This is a genomic window from Psychrobacter sp. ANT_H59, assembly GCF_008369225.1.
Classification (GTDB): Bacteria; Pseudomonadota; Gammaproteobacteria; order Pseudomonadales; family Moraxellaceae; genus Psychrobacter; species Psychrobacter cryohalolentis.
This window is the reverse complement of record NZ_VOBE01000003.1, coordinates 1-16,799: the sequence shown is the minus strand read 5'-3', so window position 1 is coordinate 16,799 and position 16,799 is coordinate 1. Positions and strand designations below refer to the sequence as shown.

The following is a 16,799-nucleotide window of genomic DNA, read 5'->3' as shown; positions in this document are numbered from 1 at the left end:
AAGGAACATTATGAATCAAGCTGCTGATATCCTTGACCTTGCTGCGCAAGCGATACAACAAAACATCGATGCTGTATTAGCTACCGTAGTTCGTACAGAAGGCTCGGCGTATCGGAAACCAGGTGCGATGATGCTTATCTGCGCCGATGGACGTTCGGTTGGGATGATTAGCGGCGGCTGCCTTGAGCCGCATATTATCAAACGTGCATTTTGGCTGACCCGTCATGGCGCGAATGTACAAGTTTACCAGACAGGGGATGATATTAGATATCTCAACAATGGCGATCCTGATTCAACTGTTGTAGAAGAAGGCATTACTGTCAAAGATGAGGATATGTCTGAAGACGATTTTTTATACGGTGAGCTCAATTTTGGCTTGGGTTGTAATGGACGAATACATGTCTTATTTGAGCATTTAGCGACAGCGATACCATTACTTGATCTCATCCGTCAGGTTCGTCACACTCAACAGCCAGCAACCATTGCTACGCTTATTAGGTCGGATAGTGCAAAAATTAAAGTGCCAGAAATGAAAGTTGGTACCCGTATTTATTTAAATCAGTATTTAAAAACGGGAAGTCTGGCTGATGTATATTTGAACCGCAACATGATAAGCGATTCGAATACGTTTATAGATGATATGTTGTTAAATACCATTCAAAAACTATCAAACCATAAGTTTCATAAAAAAAATGCTGAATATATGAAGCTAATGGGCGATTTAGAATTACAAGCTACATGTGATCGGAAGCATGAGAGTGAGTGGTTATTGCAGCGGATTTACCCACAGACACGATTACTGATTTGCGGGGCAGGTAATGATGTTGTACCGCTGGTGACAATGGCAAAGTTACAGGATTGGCATGTCACCGTCATAGACAGTCGACCCCAATATGCAACACGTCTGCGCTTTAGCCAATCAGACTCAGTACTGTGCGTGGCTTTGGATGATAGTGAAACATTGCTCAATCTCAGTGCTGGCGCCGCCGTTGCTGTGATGTCTCATAGTCTGGCCCAAGACCGCGCCCGACTAGCCATACTACTAGAGCATTCTGCTCAATATCGTTATCTTGGACAACTGGGACCTCGCTATCGTACTGAGCGTTTAATCAAAGAAATTAGTGAGACAAGTGCTAACCCACATATTTTAGCTGATGGTATTCGTAAACTGCATTATCCTATCGGTTATAAGTTGGGTGGGGATGGACCTGAAGCATTGGCACTTAGTATCATGGCACAAATGAGCGCCGTGATTTATGGACACGCGCCGCAAACATCACTTCCAAATAGCCAATATACTATTCAAACCTCAGAGCAATCAGGCTTCAATACCTATAAAAATGATTACGCCCATGACTAGCGATGTTGATACTAGTCATTCTATTTTACCAACGAAAACCCCATTGCCTAGCAGTACAGAAAATAATGAACAAAACCACGCTGTTATTATCTTGGCAAGTGGTCTGAGCCAGCGTCTTGGTCAATCTAAGCAACTGCTCATCAAGCATGGCGAACCGCTTATCTGTTATATGACTAAAATAGCATTAGCCACAAAGCCTCTTGCCGTTATTGTTGTCCTTCCTCAAGATCAACCAGCAATCACTGATGAGATTAATGGGTTGGTCCGTCAAAATCCAATAATCTATACCGTGATTAATTTAATACCTAAAACGGGTATGGCGCATAGCTTGTCTCTTGGTATTGAAGCTCTAACTAACTTGAAAGTCTCATTGATTAATCGGGTGTTAATCATGGGGGTCGATCAAGTATTGTTAGATAGTGAGCATTTGAAAGAATTATTAGCGTTCAAAAGCACAGTGGTCGCTAGTCGTTATCAATATCTAGATAAAGCGTCTTCTACTGATACAGGTAAGAATAATATCATTGGTCTTCCGATAGTTATTAATGTTGAGCGTCTCAAACAATGGCAACCAGCACTGAGAGGGGATAAAGGTCTGCGCTATTTGATTAGAGCCTTACCGCCCAATCAGTTAAGTATGGTCATAAACCATCAACTTAGCTATGATATCGATACGCCCAAACAGCTTTTTTATGCCAGACAACAGCACTGGCTTGATTCTTGATGTTTAGTCATTTATAAAAAAATGGGTAGTTATAAGCACAGGAGTATATAGTTTGAGGATTGCGATGAAAGAAAATGATAAGAGTAGCGTAGAATCAAGGGACGAACTGATTAAAAAATATTATCAAGACAGTAATTTGGGATTATGTGAATTACGCTCAAAAATCAAGTCGCATACTTTGGGTAAGTATGAGGATCTATCATTAAATAATCTCAAGTTAATTACAAATTGTTTAATGCTATTGGACGATTTTACTTATCAAGACAGCTTAGAGGATAAAGAGAAAGTAGCCTATTACAAGAGCTGCAAGTTACAAATGAGCGCACTACGCGAAAAGCTAAGCGCCATTGAATTACATACAATGTATAGCGGCCTGCTATAAATGGCAACCGTGTTCAATGAGTTACAGAAATCACGTCAAACAGCACACTCTGGCCACTAGATTTTTACTGGAGCTATGGCACACTTCTTATTAGATTTAGTTGCTTAGTAGCGGCCTTCCTATAGATCTATATTAAAAACGGCAGTAACTCTTAGCAGCTAAATTATTTCAAACTTAGGTGGTGTTAGAGCGAAAAATGGTCTCATACTAAGAGGGAAGAAACGTGACTTCAGGAAGAAATCCCAGCATAAATAGGCGACCTATCTATATTCTACCAAAAAACTTTGCTGACTATTTATGCCCTCAGCAAAATTATTATTTGTTTCTAGATATAGATGGTACGTTAGCTGATTTCACACTGAATCCAAAAGACAGCGTTATCCCAACATCAACCTTAATTCTTCTACAAAAAATACAAAGCCATGGTGTAAAACTTGCTGTCGTAACAGGACGCAGTTTGGCTGAAGCAAGGCAAATGCTGTCTCCTTTAACATTACCGATTGCCGCAACGCATGGACTAGAAATAGCGTTTGATGATATCAGTGACCATAATGAGACACATGCTGTATCTGTTGACATCATGGAACTTGCTGTAATAAGAAAGTCTATTATCCAATCTTGCATTCCCTTTGATGACTTCACCGTAGAAGATAAACCCTATTCTGTCGCCCTCCATTTCCGAAATAACCCTGTTTTGGCTGATGCAGCTTATACCATCATGGTAAAAACCTTAAAAACTCATGCTAACTGGACATTAAAATCCGGTAAATATGTTTGGGAGGTAGTGCCAAAAGGAGTGGATAAAGGTAGCGCAATTCTGACTTTATTAAAAAGAATGCAGAGTAGTAATAATATGCTCCCTATTTTTATCGGTGATGATATTACGGATGAAGCAGGGTTTGTGGCTGTACAAGGTGAAAATCAAATAATAGTCAGTCAACCACAGCCATTAAAAGGAATGGGGATTAAGGTTGGTAGTGAGGCTACGCATGCCAATTACTATGTACGTAATACTCATGAGGTCACCATGTTACTGAATAGCTTTTTAAGCTTTTGCCAAGAGCATTCAATGCTAGAAAAAGAAACAGTGAGGCAGGTGATATGAGCCGCTTAATCGTCTTGTCTAATCGGGTTAAAATGCCTGATAAAAATCCAATGGCAGGCGGACTGGCGATAGCACTGCAAGACGTATTAATGGAAAAATCAGTCATTTGGATGGGCTGGAATGGTGAAATCGTTAATATACTTGATGATGATTTCTCTAATGAATTTAGTATTACCAAACAAGCCGTCTTATCAGGCATAGATATATCACAGGGTAAGACCTCTATTACTTATATGACCACTGCTTTTACGACTAAGCAATATCAGCAGTTTTACTGTGGATTTGCCAATAATGTATTGTGGCCATTATTACATGAGCGACCTGATTTAATTCATGAAACACCAGAGGATTACACAGGCTATCAAGAGGTAAACCGTCTTTTTGCTAAGCAATTAAAGAAGATTATTAAGCCTGATGATGTGATTTGGGTTCATGATTATCACTTTTTAAGTGTGGCATATCATTGTAGGCAGTTGGGTATTCACAATCGTATCGGATTTTTTTTACACATACCATTTGTCTCATTGCCATTTTGGCAATCGCTTGATAAAAGCGATGAGCTCATTAGGCACCTTGCTCATTATGACGTACTTGGTACACAAACTCATCAAGATAGAGCCAACTGTATTGCGGTTTGCAGATATTATTTAACAGATAAGATTTTAGCAGTATGTTCTTTAGAGCTCTCACCAATAAATGTTTTACACGACAAACATGCTGCTAGTCTATACAAATCATCTGATGTGCAGTTACTGCTCAATTTAGATTTAAAATCCCAGCATTCTTTAATGGTTAATGCTTATCCAATCGGTGTGAATGTAGAGAGAATCCAACAACAGGTTAGCCATTTGTCTTCGCAGTGCTCAGTACAAGCCGTCAAAGCCCATCAGAGCAAAAAAAGCATAAAGTCTCTTGCCCAGCAGATTATTGCAGTAGATAGAATTGATTACTCAAAGGGTTTGTTAAAGCGTTTTTCGGCATATCGCAATTTTTTACAGCAAAATCCGTCTTATCAGAATCAACTGAAATTATTACAAATCGCCTGTCCTAGTCGCTTAGATGTGCCTGCTTATCAACGACTTCATCATGATGTTAAAACTGCTGTTAATGATATTAATCAGCAGTTTTTGCCTAGTAAATATACAAAAGATGCTTCTACAGATACTTGGCAAGCTATCAACTATGACGAAAGCGTAATAAGTCACGAGACACTAATGACGATGTTCTGGCAGAGTGATATCGGCTGGGTCAATTCGCTCAAAGATGGTATGAATCTGGTTGCCAAAGAGTATATTGCAGCGCAAAACCCTGATAATCCTGGTGTGCTATTGCTCTCACGTTACGCTGGGGCAGCGGCGCAAATGCAAGCCGCAGTCATTATCGACCCACATCAACCAAAAAGTATGACAGAAGGTTTAAGCATTGCTCTGACGATGCCATTAGGTGAGCGGCAGTCGCGCTATCAATCGCTACTGCAAGGACTGCAAAAAGATAACTTGCAAGCTTGGCAGCAGAGTTTTTTAGATGATCTGTATGATGTTAAAAGGCGACAAACAGATATTTTGAAACCTGTCACAGTCCAAATGTCTGACTCATAAGAACGATCAGGAGACCCTTATGCTACCGTTAGATGCAAAAAATCCTTTATTATCAGAGATTAAAGCCAGTATAGACAATATCATACATACTGATAATCAAACCATTAGGACGCTTGGCTTAACTGATGCATTACGTCATGACATTCTAAAAGCCTTAATCACCTATAGCGAGAAAGTCCCGCATCCGGCAAGTGGTGCTACCAATGTAAATGGTGCAATATCAAGCACATTGATCCGTTGGCAGATCTTGGCCTACGTTGCAGGAATCGATTTAACGATTGCAAAATGGTTTGAGTCGCACTTGGATGCGCTAAGCATTTTATATGAGGTGGGCTATGCTAAAGCGGATCAAGGGTTGTGGGCTGTTTGGGCAGCAGAGGGTCACTCCGATCCTATTCATTATCAGCAGGGTAAAATCAGCGGTACAAAAGAGTGGTGTTCCGGAGCCAACATTGTTGATCGCGCGCTAATGACCTATCGTGATAAGAACGGACAATCGCAATTACTTATTGTAGATATGCAGCAAACTGGCATTGAGATTGATAATGAGGAATGGCGGGCGATAGGGATGCAAGCCACTGATACAGCGACTTTACAGTTTTGTAAGGTGACAGCCAATCAAGTTGGGACAGCCAATGCTTATCTAGAACGTGTGGGGTTTTGGCATGGGGCGGCGGGCGTTGCTGCTTGCTGGTATGGGGCAACCGCTTATCTAGCAGACTATTTAATCAGCGCCTATGAGCAAAAACCAAACGATTATAAAGCGATGTATTTGGGTCAAATTAGTACGGCATTGGCAGTCACTCAGCAGTATTTTCATTATGTTGCTGATTTAATAGATAGTCAGCCACAGCTGAGTCATGAACTTGCCATACGCCAGCTAAGATTACAAGTTGAGAAAGTTGCTCGCCAAGTAATGGAGGTTGTCGGGCAGGCATTGGGAGCAGCACCATTTTGTCGCAATGCTCATTTTGCAAGATTGTCAGCCGATCTGCCCGTGTTTATCTGCCAAAGTCATGGCGCTTTTGACTTACAGAAAATTGGCGAATTAACTGGTATTTTAGCCAATGACTTAACTGATGGGCAGGACAATATATGGCAACTATAATATCTAATAAGGCTGTAGAACCTGCCACCAAAGATAATGCTGCTACCCATGTTGCTTTTCCTAAAGGCAACCATCCGATTGTAGGTGACCGTGTTATTGAAGGCGATGGCACCAGTCAAGATGCCTGGAAAAACTGGTCAGGACTGCAAGACATGCCTCGATTTGATATTGCAAAAAGCTTTGCCCCGCATCAGCGTGTCTGTATCTTCGCCCCACATCCTGATGATGAAGTGCTAGGCTGTGGCGGTCTGTTGCAACAACTGGCGGCGAATGGCAATCCTATCCTTCTTATTCACGTGACCAACGGCACGCAAAGTCATCCAAACTCGACAATCTATACACAAGAAAAACTTAATATCATCCGTCCACAAGAAAGTGTTAAAGCGCTAGAAGTATTGAGTGTGGCCCATCAAGTTATGACTATTGCTTTAGACTTAACAGATGGTAATGTCTTTGCCCAACAAGATCAGTTTCACCAGGAACTATCCACCATTATTCAACCTAACGATATTTTAATAACGCCTTTTATGCACGACGGGCATCCTGACCATGAAGCAACTGGACAAGTGGTAGTCTCATTTGCCAAGCATCATCATTTAGCCTGTTATCAAGTGTTGATTTGGGCATGGCATTGGGCAAAACCTGCGGATAGCCGTATTCCTTGGCACTGTGCCAAAAGAGTCGACTTAACCACTGAGCAGCTACAGCGTAAAATAAAGGCCATTGCCTGCTTTGAAAGTCAAATCACTGCTGATGACAGTACGGGCAATCCGCCTATTTTATCCGCGCAAACGATCGCTAGAATCAGCCAACCTTGGGAGGTTTATTTATATGAATCACACCTCTGAACCTAAGCCATTGATGAATACCGATAACTTAGTCGATAGTTTAGATTATGATAAAACTGTCTTAGACGATAATTCTGCTACTAAGTGCCAAACCTCTGCTTATTCAGAATCGTATTTTGACGCATTATATAATGACAATACGGACCCATGGCAGTATCAAACTCGCTGGTATGAAAAACGAAAACGTGATATTTGTCTAGCAATACTGCCCCAATCTCAATATGACAATGCCATTGAAATGGGCTGCGGAAACGGCGTACTTAGTGAGTTATTAGCTCAACGTTGTCGGGCATTAGTGAGTATCGATGGTAATGAACGGGCAGTGCAACTTGCGAAAGAGCGCTTGGCAGAATTGTCTCATGTTAAGGTTATTCAAGGTGTGGTTCCTAATAGATTATTAAATTTAAGAGAGGCAATTATAGAGGCTTATCCTTTATCAAACGATACACCTACTATAGAGCCAGCCTTTATAGAGCCAGCCTTTGATTTAATTGTCATTAGTGAGATTTTATATTATTTATCACCCAATGATGTTGATATAGTGATCGCTTGGACTCAGCAAAATCTTGCTATAGGCGGTACGTTGCTATGCTGTCATTGGCGCTATGCTATTGATGGCTTTGCTATGACAGGTGAAACCGTACATCAGCGCCTGCACCATGCCTTTAGTTTTGCAAATAATGAGAAGCATCAGGTTGCATTCAATCATCAAAGCCAAGTGATAGACAATGATTTCTTATTAGATATTTGGCAACGTTCTCCAAGCTCGGTAGCCATGCAAGAAAACTTGATATAACAGGGTGTAAGTTTTAAAAAACTGAGTAGAGAGGTGAATAGGCTATGAAAATTGGCATTGTGATTCCCGCTCATAATGAGGCAATGACCATCGCTAAATGCTTGGCATCAGTACGGACCGCTATCGAGCAATTGTCCTCAACGATTAAAGCGTATCCGCTAGTGGTGTTGGATAGCTGCACTGATAATACGCAGTCCATCGTCAAAGCCGCTGGCATTGATTACTTATGCTGTGACTATCAATGTGTGGGAAGGGTGAGAGATATTGGTATTCGTCATGCGATCACAAATGGTGCCACATGGATTGCCTGTACAGACGCTGACTCCATGGTAACTGTAGATTGGTTGGCACAGCAGATTGAACATATTAGCCACCAGCCGACAGATATGATTTGCGGCGTAGTGCAAGTTGACAGTTGGTCACGGTTAACACCACAAACTCGAAAGGATTATATCGCTCATTACCAAGATAGAATGGGACATCATCATATTCATGGAGCAAATTTAAGTTTTAGTAGTGAGGCTTATCTGGCTGTTGGCGGCTTTACATCTATACCTTGTCATGAGGATGTGGAATTGGTTAGTAGATTTGAGGCTCAAAGCTATGCCATCACTTGGAGCAATCGTGTCCGTGTAATGACCAGTAGCCGACTACAGGCTCGAGCAACCGAAGGTTTTGCAGCATTTCTAACCCGTTTAGAACAAAACAATATATATTAAGATATGCAATATGAGACTGTACTGTAGTGGTCAGATGTTCTAAATTATTTGATCACTACAGTTGATCTACCAATACCAAGTGAGTTTGCTACATCGAGTATTTTACGTTGGTGATCAACCACTAAGCTGATAGCTTTAAGTTTGAATTCTTGGATATATTGGTCGCGTTTGTTGGTCATACTACTTTCCTTCTTCGGGTTTATCTAACCTCTTAGAAGCTGTCTAGTTTTATTATGCTACTACATCAAACCATTGATACCCTTAGCCTACAGCCTAAGATTCAAGTCCTCACTAGGGAATTGAACCTTAGGCTGTGCTGAACATATTTTTCTGGGTATAGTTGTATTACAAACTCGAAAGCAAAACACTGGTTTCGCTATTAAGAATGCCGTCAATCTCTCTGACTTGACGCAGCACTTCATCAAATTCTCTCAGGCTTGTGGTGTGTATTTCTGCTACTAAGTCCCACGCTCCATTGGTCGTATGTAGCTTAATCAGTTGCGGGATACCTCGTAACTTCCTAATCACTTGTGACGTAGACTTTCCTGTTACTTCAATCATCATCATCGCTTTGACGGTTTCTTTATCTAGTGCCTCATGCACTCGAATCGTAAATCCTAAAATAGCGCCGTTATGCATCAGTCTATCCAATCTGTTTTGGATAGTGGCACGAGAGACTTTGAGTTTTTTGGCAAGGTTTGAGATGGTTGCTCGACCATCTTGTCGAAGTTCAGATATCAGTTCGCTATCTAAAGAATCATAAGTGTAATACGCCATAAAAATGCTTCCTTCATTGAATTTTGACATTATGCTAAGTAGCACTTAACAATATGTCAAAAATACGTCCATATTTAATAACTTATTGACATTTTAACTGACAATTATAGTTGGTAGGATATTAATTGTCGGTTCAACAAACAATATTCATGAAAAGGAACAGCATTAATGTCTAAGTTTATCGTATCACCCAAGGAAGGCGTGCCATTCGTTAGTGTACAAGCGATGGCTAAAATGATTCATGATTATGGCGTTGAGCAATGCATTACAGATCTAGTGGATGCTTTAGAGCAAGATTATCTTCGTTGGGATCAATTTGAAAAATCTTCTCGCTTTGCTTCGCATTCAAAAGACGGTGTCATCGAGTTGATGCCAGTCAGCGATGGAGAAATGTTTGCCTGCAAATATGTCAATGGTCATCCAATCAATACCAAACGAAACTTGCAGACCGTAGCGGCGATGGGTATCTTGTCTGACGTCGAAACTGGCTATCCTATTTTGCTGACAGAAATGTGTATCCTTACGGCATTACGTACGGCTGCCACATCAGCTATGTTGGCCAAACATTGCGCGCCAAAAGGCGTTACAAAACTGGCGTTAATAGGAAACGGCGCTCAGTCTGAGTTTCAAGCCTTGGGTATGAAAGCCATCATGGGTATCTCAGAAGTTCGTTTGTATGATATTGATCCAGCAGCATCGCAGAAAACGGCTGACAACCTTTCAGACTCAGGTTTGAAAGTCATTGTTTGTCGCACGTTAGAAGAAGCTGTTTTAGGTGCAGAGATTATTACTACCTGTACGGCTGATAAAACCAATGCCACTATTTTACGAGACGATATAATCACCAAAGGTGTTTATATCAATGCGATAGGCGGTGATTGTCCTGGTAAGACAGAGCTGGATAGCAACATATTAATGCGCGCAGATCATGTGATTGTAGAGTTTGAGCCTCAAACACGCATTGAGGGAGAGATCCAAAATTTATCAAGCGATTTCCCTGTTACTGAATTTCATCGCATTCTCAAAGGTGAAGTGCAAGCTCGAACTTCAGATGATGATCTAGTCGTGTTCGATGGCGTTGGGTTTGCATCAGAAGACTTTACAGCTTTGGTATTTTTGCGTGACTTGATCAGAGAGCAGGGAGGGTATGAGGTTTTAGATCTGATACCTCAGCAAGCTGACCCTAAAAACTTATATTCGGTAGTGAAAGGCCATAGCAAAAATCATAGCCTAGTGACGAATGAAGCTGAATCGATGGCTGCGGCTATGTAGTAAGTGATTAATACAATGGTTATTGATGCAACAGTAATTAATACAAAAAAATGATAAGCACTTCTCATTTTGTGTAGCGTTTAAAATCTGCATCATTTTTTTAAACTTTATCTATATTTAGCAAAGCTCTTGGATAGTTATGGATATGTTTATTGTTTTAAATCTATCTGCTAATTTTCAAGAGCTTTAGTATATAAAAATGAATTTAATTTAAATGATGTAAAAATTATTTTATTTAATAGAGACAAAATCATGACTGATATGATGAAAAATATAAGAATAGTAGAAGTTTATTCAGATATCGCAGGATATAAAAAAGGCGCCTCTTTAGGTATTGATGCATTAAAAGCATCATCAAAAGAACTTAATGCAGATTATTTTGAAAAATTGCAATTTGACAGTATTGAGGATAATAGCAACAGTGAAGGGGAATCACAATTTGCGCATGCAAAATATGCTGATGTGATTGAACCGATTATCTCTAAGTTAGCACACAAAATAAAAGATATAAGAAATGAGAATAAATTCCCAATTGTCTTAGCTGGAGATCATTCTAGCTGTGCAGGAACGATGCATGGCCTAAAAATGGCGCATCCTGATGCTGAAATTGGTGTGGTTTATATAGACGCACACGCTGATTTTCATTCACCATATACCAGTGGATCAGGAAACATGCATGGCATGCCTTTGGCGATGGCTTGTGCCATTGACAATCTAGAATGCCAGCGCAATGAGCTTTCTGAAAAAGAAAAAGAGTATTGGGAAAAATTGAAATTTATGGCATCTGATGAACCCTCAATCAAGCCAGAAAATGTGGTCTTTTGTGCCGTTAGGGATTATCAAGAAGAAGAAATGGATTTAATTAGAAGACATAAAATCCCTTTATATAGCGTTGCTGAGATTACTCAAAAAGGCATCAGTTCCACAGTAGAGGAAATCTTCAAAAAATTGGAATATTGTGATCATATCTATGTCTCATTTGATGTTGATAGCGTTGACCCTTTGTATGTGCCAGGAACCGGTACGCCTGCAATGAATGGTTTGTCATATGAACAAGCCATGCAACTTAACATAGAGTTAATCAAGAATAAGAAAGTATGCTGTTGGGAAATGGCAGAAATCAATCCTTTGTATAATAATTCAAAAGATGACTCAACCAGAATATTTAAAATTTTAGAAAAAGTGACACAGTCTCTTTTAAATAATTATTAGTATAAATTATTTAAAATGAGTTAAAGAATCTAGCATAAAAAAATCTATTTATGCTAGTTAAAAAATGGACTGCGAGTAAAAATAATATGGACATTATTAAAGCCAATGCTTCAAGTCAAGCTGTCAGCAGTATCAGTATCAGACAATTTTTGAAATTCTTTATACCCTCTATAATAGGTTTGATGCTCTTTGTATTTCCAATTCCCTATGTAGATGGTAAATTTGTATCATATGCAGAAGGGTTTACCATTCCTATCTCTGTGTTAAAGGATTATATACAAGGGTATATGGGTGACCTTTTGCCATTGTTTGTTGTAATCTCTATTATGATTACACTGTGTTGTACGCTATATACTAAAATCATGAAGCCTTCATTGATTTTGAATAATGCATTTTTAAACAACTTACTGAACGTCACAACCCCTTGGCTTATTATTAGAATGCTTGGTGCGTTTTTTGTTGTCGTTACCTATTTTAAATTTGGGTTTGAGGCAATATATTCAGAGAATATTGGCGGCTTAATATTATATGAATTAATGCCAATACTTTTCATCGTATTTTTCTTAGCTGGCCTATTGCTACCATTACTACTTGATTTTGGCTTATTAGAGTTTTTTGGTGTTTTATTAAGTAAAGTAATGAGACCTCTATTCGGTTTGCCCGGTAGGTCATCTGTCGATTGTCTAACATCATGGTTGGGTGATGGAACGATTGGTGTATTATTGACCGATAAACAATTGGAAGGCGGATTTTATACCAAAAAAGAAGCAGCCGTTATTGCTACCAGCTTTTCAGCAGTTTCGATTACATTCTGTTTGGTTGTCATCTCTCAGGTCAAGCTAGAAACTTACTTTCTCAATATGATTGGCGTGGTTGCTTTATGCGGGATTGTTTGTGCCTTAATCGTACCAAGGTTATTTCCCTTATCTAAAATTGACGATACGTATGTAGTAGAAAATAGTGATAGAGATCATGAAACCATCCCTGAAGGAAAAACGTTATTTACCCACAGCTTGCATAAAGCCGTTCACAGAGCAGAAAAGAGTCCGAGCTTTTCTACTTTCTTAAATGATGGGTTAAAAAATATTTTAGATATGTGGATCGGGATATTGCCTGTCGTTATGGCAATTGGGACAATGGGTTTAATCGTTGCAGAAGAAACCCCTGTATTTGATTATTTAGGCATGCCGTTTATCCCATTCTTAGAGCTATTGAATATACCTTTTGCGGTAGAAATGTCAAAAACGATCATGGTAGGTTTTGCAGATATGTTCTTGCCTGCGATTATCGGTTCTTCAATAGAATCAGAGTTAACTCGGTTTGTCATCGCTTGCTTGTCAGTTTCTCAATTGATCTATATGTCTGAAGTAGGCGGATTAATTTTAGGCACAAAAATTCCAGTGAGCTTTTTTCAGTTGTTAATCATCTTTCTATTAAGAACCATTATTTCATTACCGATTATTGCACTATGTGCGCATATGATTTTTTAAATGGGGTTTCATGAAAACTGAATGCACTATATCTGAAAAAAAGAATATCTGAAAAAAAGAATAAGCAGCAAAAGATCACTTATCAAGGTGGTCTTTTGCTATCAATACCAAGCTATTCATAAAATCATCGTTTTGCAAGGTCAATTACACATCGTGCAACAGGTATCTGACCAACTACAACTGCATAAGTTTGGTTGCTATTATCCGCGCCAAGACACCGTTTTGCTCAATAGAGCAGTCTGTAATGTATACGACGCTATATGGCAAAATAACTTGGACAGCTTTAGCATTATCAGCCCAAAAAGAATGGGTAACCATGTGCGCAAGGACGCGGTCTCTAAGAAAATCAATATTACCTCACAGACGAGTATCAAGAAAAAACAGTTTACGGAGGTTGGAGATATGAATGAGTGTAAAACAGCTTTAGAAATTATGAGCCGAAATAAGAATACTATAGAGGCTAGCCTGGCTTTCCATAATAATGTTGAAAAAATGAAAAAAGAGTTTGTCGGAAAGCTTAAATTAGATTTATACCTAAATGCTAAAAGCTATCCTCAAAAAATTATTCTAAGAAATATGAAAGTAGATAATAAGTATGAAAAATTTAGCTTCGGAAGTATAGAAAAAATTGGAATTATTTGTTTTGAATTTCAAGATTATTATAATAAACCAAGCTTAGGTGTAAGATTTTTAGGAAAATTCAGACATTCTGAATTTGCAAGTGAACATAAAAGTAAAATAAATAGATTACTAAACGAGAATATTAAAAATAAGCAGTTTGAAAGTTCTAACTGGTGGCCAGCTAAGGACAAGTTTGAGCCTTTCGATTGGAGAAACTCTAGTAAGCCGTGGCAAATGATGAAAGATGACACTATGGCTACAAAGATTCTAGATGAGGTTCTAGAAATCTATAAAGTATTAATTGAAAATGGTTATGAAATTACATAAAGGAATACCATGACATGGCTCGTGAACCGCACTTCTTGCCATAATAAATGTTATGGCAAATAACTTTGAATAGAAGAAGTCGGTTTACACTGGTTTCATTGAGGTATACTTGTCTAAAATAAGACAAACGTACCTTTTCGAGATTATTACATGAAATCTGATCCAGCCTTTTTATTGATAGGGGCATTGGCAAAACAAGCCAATACGACTAAAGATACTATTCGCCATTACGATGAATTGGGATTGCTGAGATCTCGTAAACGTCAGGCAGGGTCACGATTATATACAGAGTTTCATCCTGAATGTATTGAGCGTATCGAAATAATTAAAAACATAAAAGCTGTCGGTTTTAGTCTCAATGAAATTAAGGATGGTCTTAATGATTATTACGATGGCAATTTCAGTATCGATAAACGAATGCTTGCCGTTTCCGAAAAGCTTGCTCAAGCGAAAAGCGAACAAGCGGCTCTTACCAATGTCATTAATCAGCTTACTACTCGTTATAGGGTATTAGAAGAAATGAAATCAAATAATAATACGCTTCTTTCTAAAGATGAATGGCAAAAACGAATAGCGGAGCTACTGCCAAATGATACGTCGTCTTAATTCAAGTTTGCCGAACTTCACAAACTTGAAGACTGACTGTTTTTTTCGTGAATACCTGCAGATGTATGTCAAACCTATAGAAACTAACTAAGTGAAGCAGTTGCTTGGCTAAAAGAGACAGCGACTGCGCTACATAAGTAATGTGTCACTTTCAACGTATAGCGCTTCCGTTATAGAAGGCATGAAATATCAGATTTTTAGTGGGCTATAAATATTGTCGAATAGTTACATTGATTATAAATAAGGAAATTAAGATGCAAGTAAAATCAGGTTTGTTAGTAGCTACCGTATTGGCGTCAGGATCATGCTTTGCTGCTGATGCTTATAAAGTTTCTACCTCTGTATTTAAAGATGGTGAGTTAATTGCTTCACCTATGATGCTTGTAAATGCTGAAGAGATGGCATTGATCGCTGTTGACACTGAGTTTCAGTATAACCTGACAGTAAAGCCCTATAATGAACATACTGCTAAAGTCGTTACGGCTCTTAAAGTTGGTGATGATGTTGCGGAACATGAAACGACCGTCGCCTATGATAAGGAAGCTACAGTTGATAATGGTAAAGACAAACTTACTTTATTGGTTCGTAAAATTACCAGTTGAAGATTATGGCATTCACAGCTATGAAGTCTATATATAAAAAGAGTAAGACCTCTGATCAGTATCCATTCAATTCACCAATTAATTGAATGGATACTCTTGGTTTATAGCGATTAGATTCAGACAATAGGAAAAATATTTACCCGACTATCATTTCTGCTGAACCGAGTCAATATCTGCGTAGACTTAGGTGATGCTATCCTTATTACGCTGCATAATCTGATACGGTTCAAACTTATCTTGATACTCCATACTGGGGCTACCGACAGGCATACCCAGTACAACAAGACTCATTGCTTGTACGGGTGGATTTTCTAAAAACTGTGCCATATATTATGTCACTACACTTTGTACTGAAAGATTTTTTAGTGCTTTTTGGTATCACCGACAATCTTATCCATCAAAGCAAACAACAAGCCAGATAATACAAACGTCATATGGATAATCACTTTCCACATCAATACATCAGCATCAGCATCACTCATCTCTTTGGGTATATCCATAAATGATTTGAGAAGATCAATGGCAGAAATGGCAACGATGGCACCGATTACTTTAAGTTTCAGACCAGAGAAATCAATTTTTCCCATCCATTCAGGACGATCTTCATGATCACCTGTATCAATTTTTGAGACAAAGATCTCATAGCCACTAAATATGATGATGAGTAATAAGCTTGCGACCAGTGACATGTCAATAAGAGCCAACGTGCCGACGATGACATCGGCTTCAGAAGCAGTAAACACATGGGTAATCATGTGCCATAGTTCTTGGAAAAACTTGATAAATAGTAAAATAATACCGATCACTAGCCCCAAATAAAATGGGGCTAGTAGCCAACGACTATTAAATATAGTTTTCTCTAATGTTTGTTCAGCTTTCTTTAGCATGTATATCTCTTGTTTTTGGGAATATGCGTTACAAAGTAAGATGCTTATCTTAGGCAATAGAAAGTAATCCGTGACAGAAGACAGGTCATACCAATCGCTTGATATAACCTGTCATGACTACGATTTTCTACCAAAGCGCTTTTTATTAATTTGAACGTAGCGTTTAAACGTAAGACAAAATCAACACTAAGTAATCGCCTTTGCTTGTTGCTTGCGATGCTTAAGTGAAGCAAGCAAGGCCCAACCGATAAAGGCAATACCAATCAAACCAGTAATAATCTCTGGTACATGGAATTTCACTGATAGCAGCATAATAATTGCCAAGGCACCAATGGCATAATGCGCACCATGCTCTAGATAGATGA

General features: G+C 38.9%; 19 protein-coding genes and 1 pseudogene. 15 read left to right on the top strand and 5 right to left on the bottom strand.

Going from position 1 to position 16,799, the window contains the following annotated elements; all coding sequences use genetic code 11:
• Positions 1-10: 10 nt before the first annotated feature.
• The 9 genes from FQ083_RS05685 (at position 11) to FQ083_RS05645 (ending at position 8,640) form a co-directional block, all read left to right on the top strand.
• On the top strand, positions 11-1,360 hold the full coding sequence (locus FQ083_RS05685; protein ID WP_149409171.1) for an XdhC family protein: 1,350 nt from the start codon (positions 11-13) through the stop codon (positions 1,358-1,360).
• The gene (locus FQ083_RS05680) at positions 1,353-2,084 is read left to right on the top strand and encodes a nucleotidyltransferase family protein (RefSeq protein WP_149409170.1); all 732 of its coding nucleotides are present in this window, start codon (positions 1,353-1,355) and stop codon (positions 2,082-2,084) included. Before FQ083_RS05685 ends, FQ083_RS05680 begins: the two co-directional genes overlap by 8 nt.
• Positions 2,085-2,148: 64 nt before the next feature.
• Positions 2,149-2,466 (top strand): hypothetical protein, encoded by a 318-nt coding sequence (locus tag FQ083_RS05675; RefSeq protein WP_149409169.1) that lies wholly within the window; start codon positions 2,149-2,151, stop codon positions 2,464-2,466.
• Between the two features lie 223 nt (positions 2,467-2,689).
• Positions 2,690-3,571: a trehalose-phosphatase gene (gene otsB / locus FQ083_RS05670; protein ID WP_149409168.1), complete on the top strand. Its 882-nt coding sequence runs from the start codon at positions 2,690-2,692 to the stop codon at positions 3,569-3,571.
• The gene (locus tag FQ083_RS05665) at positions 3,568-5,169 is read left to right on the top strand and encodes a trehalose-6-phosphate synthase (RefSeq protein WP_149409167.1); all 1,602 of its coding nucleotides are present in this window, start codon (positions 3,568-3,570) and stop codon (positions 5,167-5,169) included. Before otsB ends, FQ083_RS05665 begins: the two co-directional genes overlap by 4 nt.
• A 19-nt stretch (positions 5,170-5,188) precedes the next feature.
• A complete protein-coding gene (locus FQ083_RS05660; protein WP_149409166.1) occupies positions 5,189-6,277 on the top strand; it encodes an acyl-CoA/acyl-ACP dehydrogenase in 1,089 nt (362 codons plus the stop codon).
• The gene (locus FQ083_RS05655) at positions 6,265-7,125 is read left to right on the top strand and encodes a PIG-L deacetylase family protein (RefSeq protein WP_262880868.1); all 861 of its coding nucleotides are present in this window, start codon (positions 6,265-6,267) and stop codon (positions 7,123-7,125) included. Before FQ083_RS05660 ends, FQ083_RS05655 begins: the two co-directional genes overlap by 13 nt.
• On the top strand, positions 7,109-7,921 hold the full coding sequence (locus tag FQ083_RS05650) for a class I SAM-dependent methyltransferase (RefSeq protein WP_149409165.1): 813 nt from the start codon (positions 7,109-7,111) through the stop codon (positions 7,919-7,921). Before FQ083_RS05655 ends, FQ083_RS05650 begins: the two co-directional genes overlap by 17 nt.
• Positions 7,922-7,965: 44 nt before the next feature.
• Positions 7,966-8,640, top strand: coding sequence for a glycosyltransferase (locus FQ083_RS05645; protein WP_149409164.1), 675 nt, complete (start codon positions 7,966-7,968; stop codon positions 8,638-8,640).
• Between the two features lie 44 nt (positions 8,641-8,684).
• Here the strand turns inward: FQ083_RS05645 and FQ083_RS12810 are convergent, their stop codons facing one another.
• Together FQ083_RS12810 and FQ083_RS05640 are read right to left on the bottom strand one after the other, a co-directional pair.
• Positions 8,685-8,819 (bottom strand): transposase, encoded by a 135-nt coding sequence (locus FQ083_RS12810; RefSeq protein WP_011514117.1) that lies wholly within the window; start codon positions 8,817-8,819, stop codon positions 8,685-8,687.
• A 166-nt stretch (positions 8,820-8,985) separates the two neighbouring features.
• Entirely contained in the window at positions 8,986-9,417 is a 432-nt protein-coding gene (locus FQ083_RS05640) for an Lrp/AsnC family transcriptional regulator (RefSeq protein ID WP_020443938.1), read from the bottom strand.
• A 168-nt stretch (positions 9,418-9,585) separates the two neighbouring features.
• Here FQ083_RS05640 and FQ083_RS05635 point away from each other — a divergent pair, with 168 nt between their 5' ends.
• From FQ083_RS05635 to FQ083_RS05610, 6 genes are all read left to right on the top strand, one after another.
• Positions 9,586-10,689: an ornithine cyclodeaminase gene (locus FQ083_RS05635; protein WP_149409163.1), complete on the top strand. Its 1,104-nt coding sequence runs from the start codon at positions 9,586-9,588 to the stop codon at positions 10,687-10,689.
• Positions 10,690-10,941: 252 nt separating this feature from the next.
• Positions 10,942-11,901, top strand: a complete 960-nt coding sequence (locus FQ083_RS05630) for an arginase (RefSeq protein ID WP_133105004.1) — start codon at positions 10,942-10,944, stop codon at positions 11,899-11,901.
• An 86-nt stretch (positions 11,902-11,987) separates the two neighbouring features.
• The gene (locus FQ083_RS05625; RefSeq protein WP_262880867.1) at positions 11,988-13,391 is read left to right on the top strand and encodes a YjiH family protein; all 1,404 of its coding nucleotides are present in this window, start codon (positions 11,988-11,990) and stop codon (positions 13,389-13,391) included.
• A gap of 402 nt (positions 13,392-13,793) precedes the next feature.
• The gene (locus FQ083_RS05620) at positions 13,794-14,339 is read left to right on the top strand and encodes a hypothetical protein (protein WP_149409162.1); all 546 of its coding nucleotides are present in this window, start codon (positions 13,794-13,796) and stop codon (positions 14,337-14,339) included.
• 150 nt (positions 14,340-14,489) lie between these two features.
• A complete protein-coding gene (locus tag FQ083_RS05615; RefSeq protein ID WP_149409161.1) occupies positions 14,490-14,945 on the top strand; it encodes a MerR family transcriptional regulator in 456 nt (151 codons plus the stop codon).
• A 254-nt stretch (positions 14,946-15,199) separates the two neighbouring features.
• Entirely contained in the window at positions 15,200-15,547 is a 348-nt protein-coding gene (locus tag FQ083_RS05610) for a hypothetical protein (protein WP_262880865.1), read from the top strand.
• Positions 15,548-15,730: 183 nt separating this feature from the next.
• Here FQ083_RS05610 and FQ083_RS12645 read toward each other — a convergent pair.
• The 3 genes and pseudogenes from FQ083_RS12645 to FQ083_RS05600 form a co-directional block, all read right to left on the bottom strand.
• Positions 15,731-15,877: pseudogene (locus FQ083_RS12645) on the bottom strand (DUF411 domain-containing protein); the annotation flags it as partial.
• 32 nt (positions 15,878-15,909) lie between these two features.
• On the bottom strand, positions 15,910-16,434 hold the full coding sequence (locus FQ083_RS05605; protein WP_149409159.1) for a TIGR00645 family protein: 525 nt from the start codon (positions 16,432-16,434) through the stop codon (positions 15,910-15,912).
• A gap of 186 nt (positions 16,435-16,620) precedes the next feature.
• Positions 16,621-16,799, bottom strand: a 179-nt coding sequence (locus tag FQ083_RS05600) for a DUF475 domain-containing protein (RefSeq protein WP_149409158.1), incomplete at its 5' end; no start/stop codon positions are given.

Bases quoted from the DNA above. Each gene is read 5' to 3' on its own strand.
- FQ083_RS05685 (WP_149409171.1), top strand. From the start codon at position 11: ATGAATCAAGCTGCTGATATCCTTGACCTTGCTGCGCAAGCGATACAA.
- FQ083_RS05680 (WP_149409170.1), top strand. From the start codon at position 1,353: ATGACTAGCGATGTTGATACTAGTCATTCTATTTTACCAACGAAAACC.
- FQ083_RS05675 (WP_149409169.1), top strand. From the start codon at position 2,149: ATGAAAGAAAATGATAAGAGTAGCGTAGAATCAAGGGACGAACTGATT.
- FQ083_RS05665 (WP_149409167.1), top strand. From the start codon at position 3,568: ATGAGCCGCTTAATCGTCTTGTCTAATCGGGTTAAAATGCCTGATAAA.
- FQ083_RS05660 (WP_149409166.1), top strand. From the start codon at position 5,189: ATGCTACCGTTAGATGCAAAAAATCCTTTATTATCAGAGATTAAAGCC.
- FQ083_RS05655 (WP_262880868.1), top strand. From the start codon at position 6,265: ATGGCAACTATAATATCTAATAAGGCTGTAGAACCTGCCACCAAAGAT.
- FQ083_RS05650 (WP_149409165.1), top strand. From the start codon at position 7,109: ATGAATCACACCTCTGAACCTAAGCCATTGATGAATACCGATAACTTA.
- FQ083_RS05645 (WP_149409164.1), top strand. From the start codon at position 7,966: ATGAAAATTGGCATTGTGATTCCCGCTCATAATGAGGCAATGACCATC.
- FQ083_RS12810 (WP_011514117.1), bottom strand. From the start codon at position 8,819: ATGACCAACAAACGCGACCAATATATCCAAGAATTCAAACTTAAAGCT.
- FQ083_RS05640 (WP_020443938.1), bottom strand. From the start codon at position 9,417: ATGGCGTATTACACTTATGATTCTTTAGATAGCGAACTGATATCTGAA.
- FQ083_RS05635 (WP_149409163.1), top strand. From the start codon at position 9,586: ATGTCTAAGTTTATCGTATCACCCAAGGAAGGCGTGCCATTCGTTAGT.
- FQ083_RS05630 (WP_133105004.1), top strand. From the start codon at position 10,942: ATGACTGATATGATGAAAAATATAAGAATAGTAGAAGTTTATTCAGAT.
- FQ083_RS05625 (WP_262880867.1), top strand. From the start codon at position 11,988: ATGGACATTATTAAAGCCAATGCTTCAAGTCAAGCTGTCAGCAGTATC.
- FQ083_RS05620 (WP_149409162.1), top strand. From the start codon at position 13,794: ATGAATGAGTGTAAAACAGCTTTAGAAATTATGAGCCGAAATAAGAAT.
- FQ083_RS05615 (WP_149409161.1), top strand. From the start codon at position 14,490: ATGAAATCTGATCCAGCCTTTTTATTGATAGGGGCATTGGCAAAACAA.
- FQ083_RS05610 (WP_262880865.1), top strand. From the start codon at position 15,200: ATGCAAGTAAAATCAGGTTTGTTAGTAGCTACCGTATTGGCGTCAGGA.
- FQ083_RS05605 (WP_149409159.1), bottom strand. From the start codon at position 16,434: ATGCTAAAGAAAGCTGAACAAACATTAGAGAAAACTATATTTAATAGT.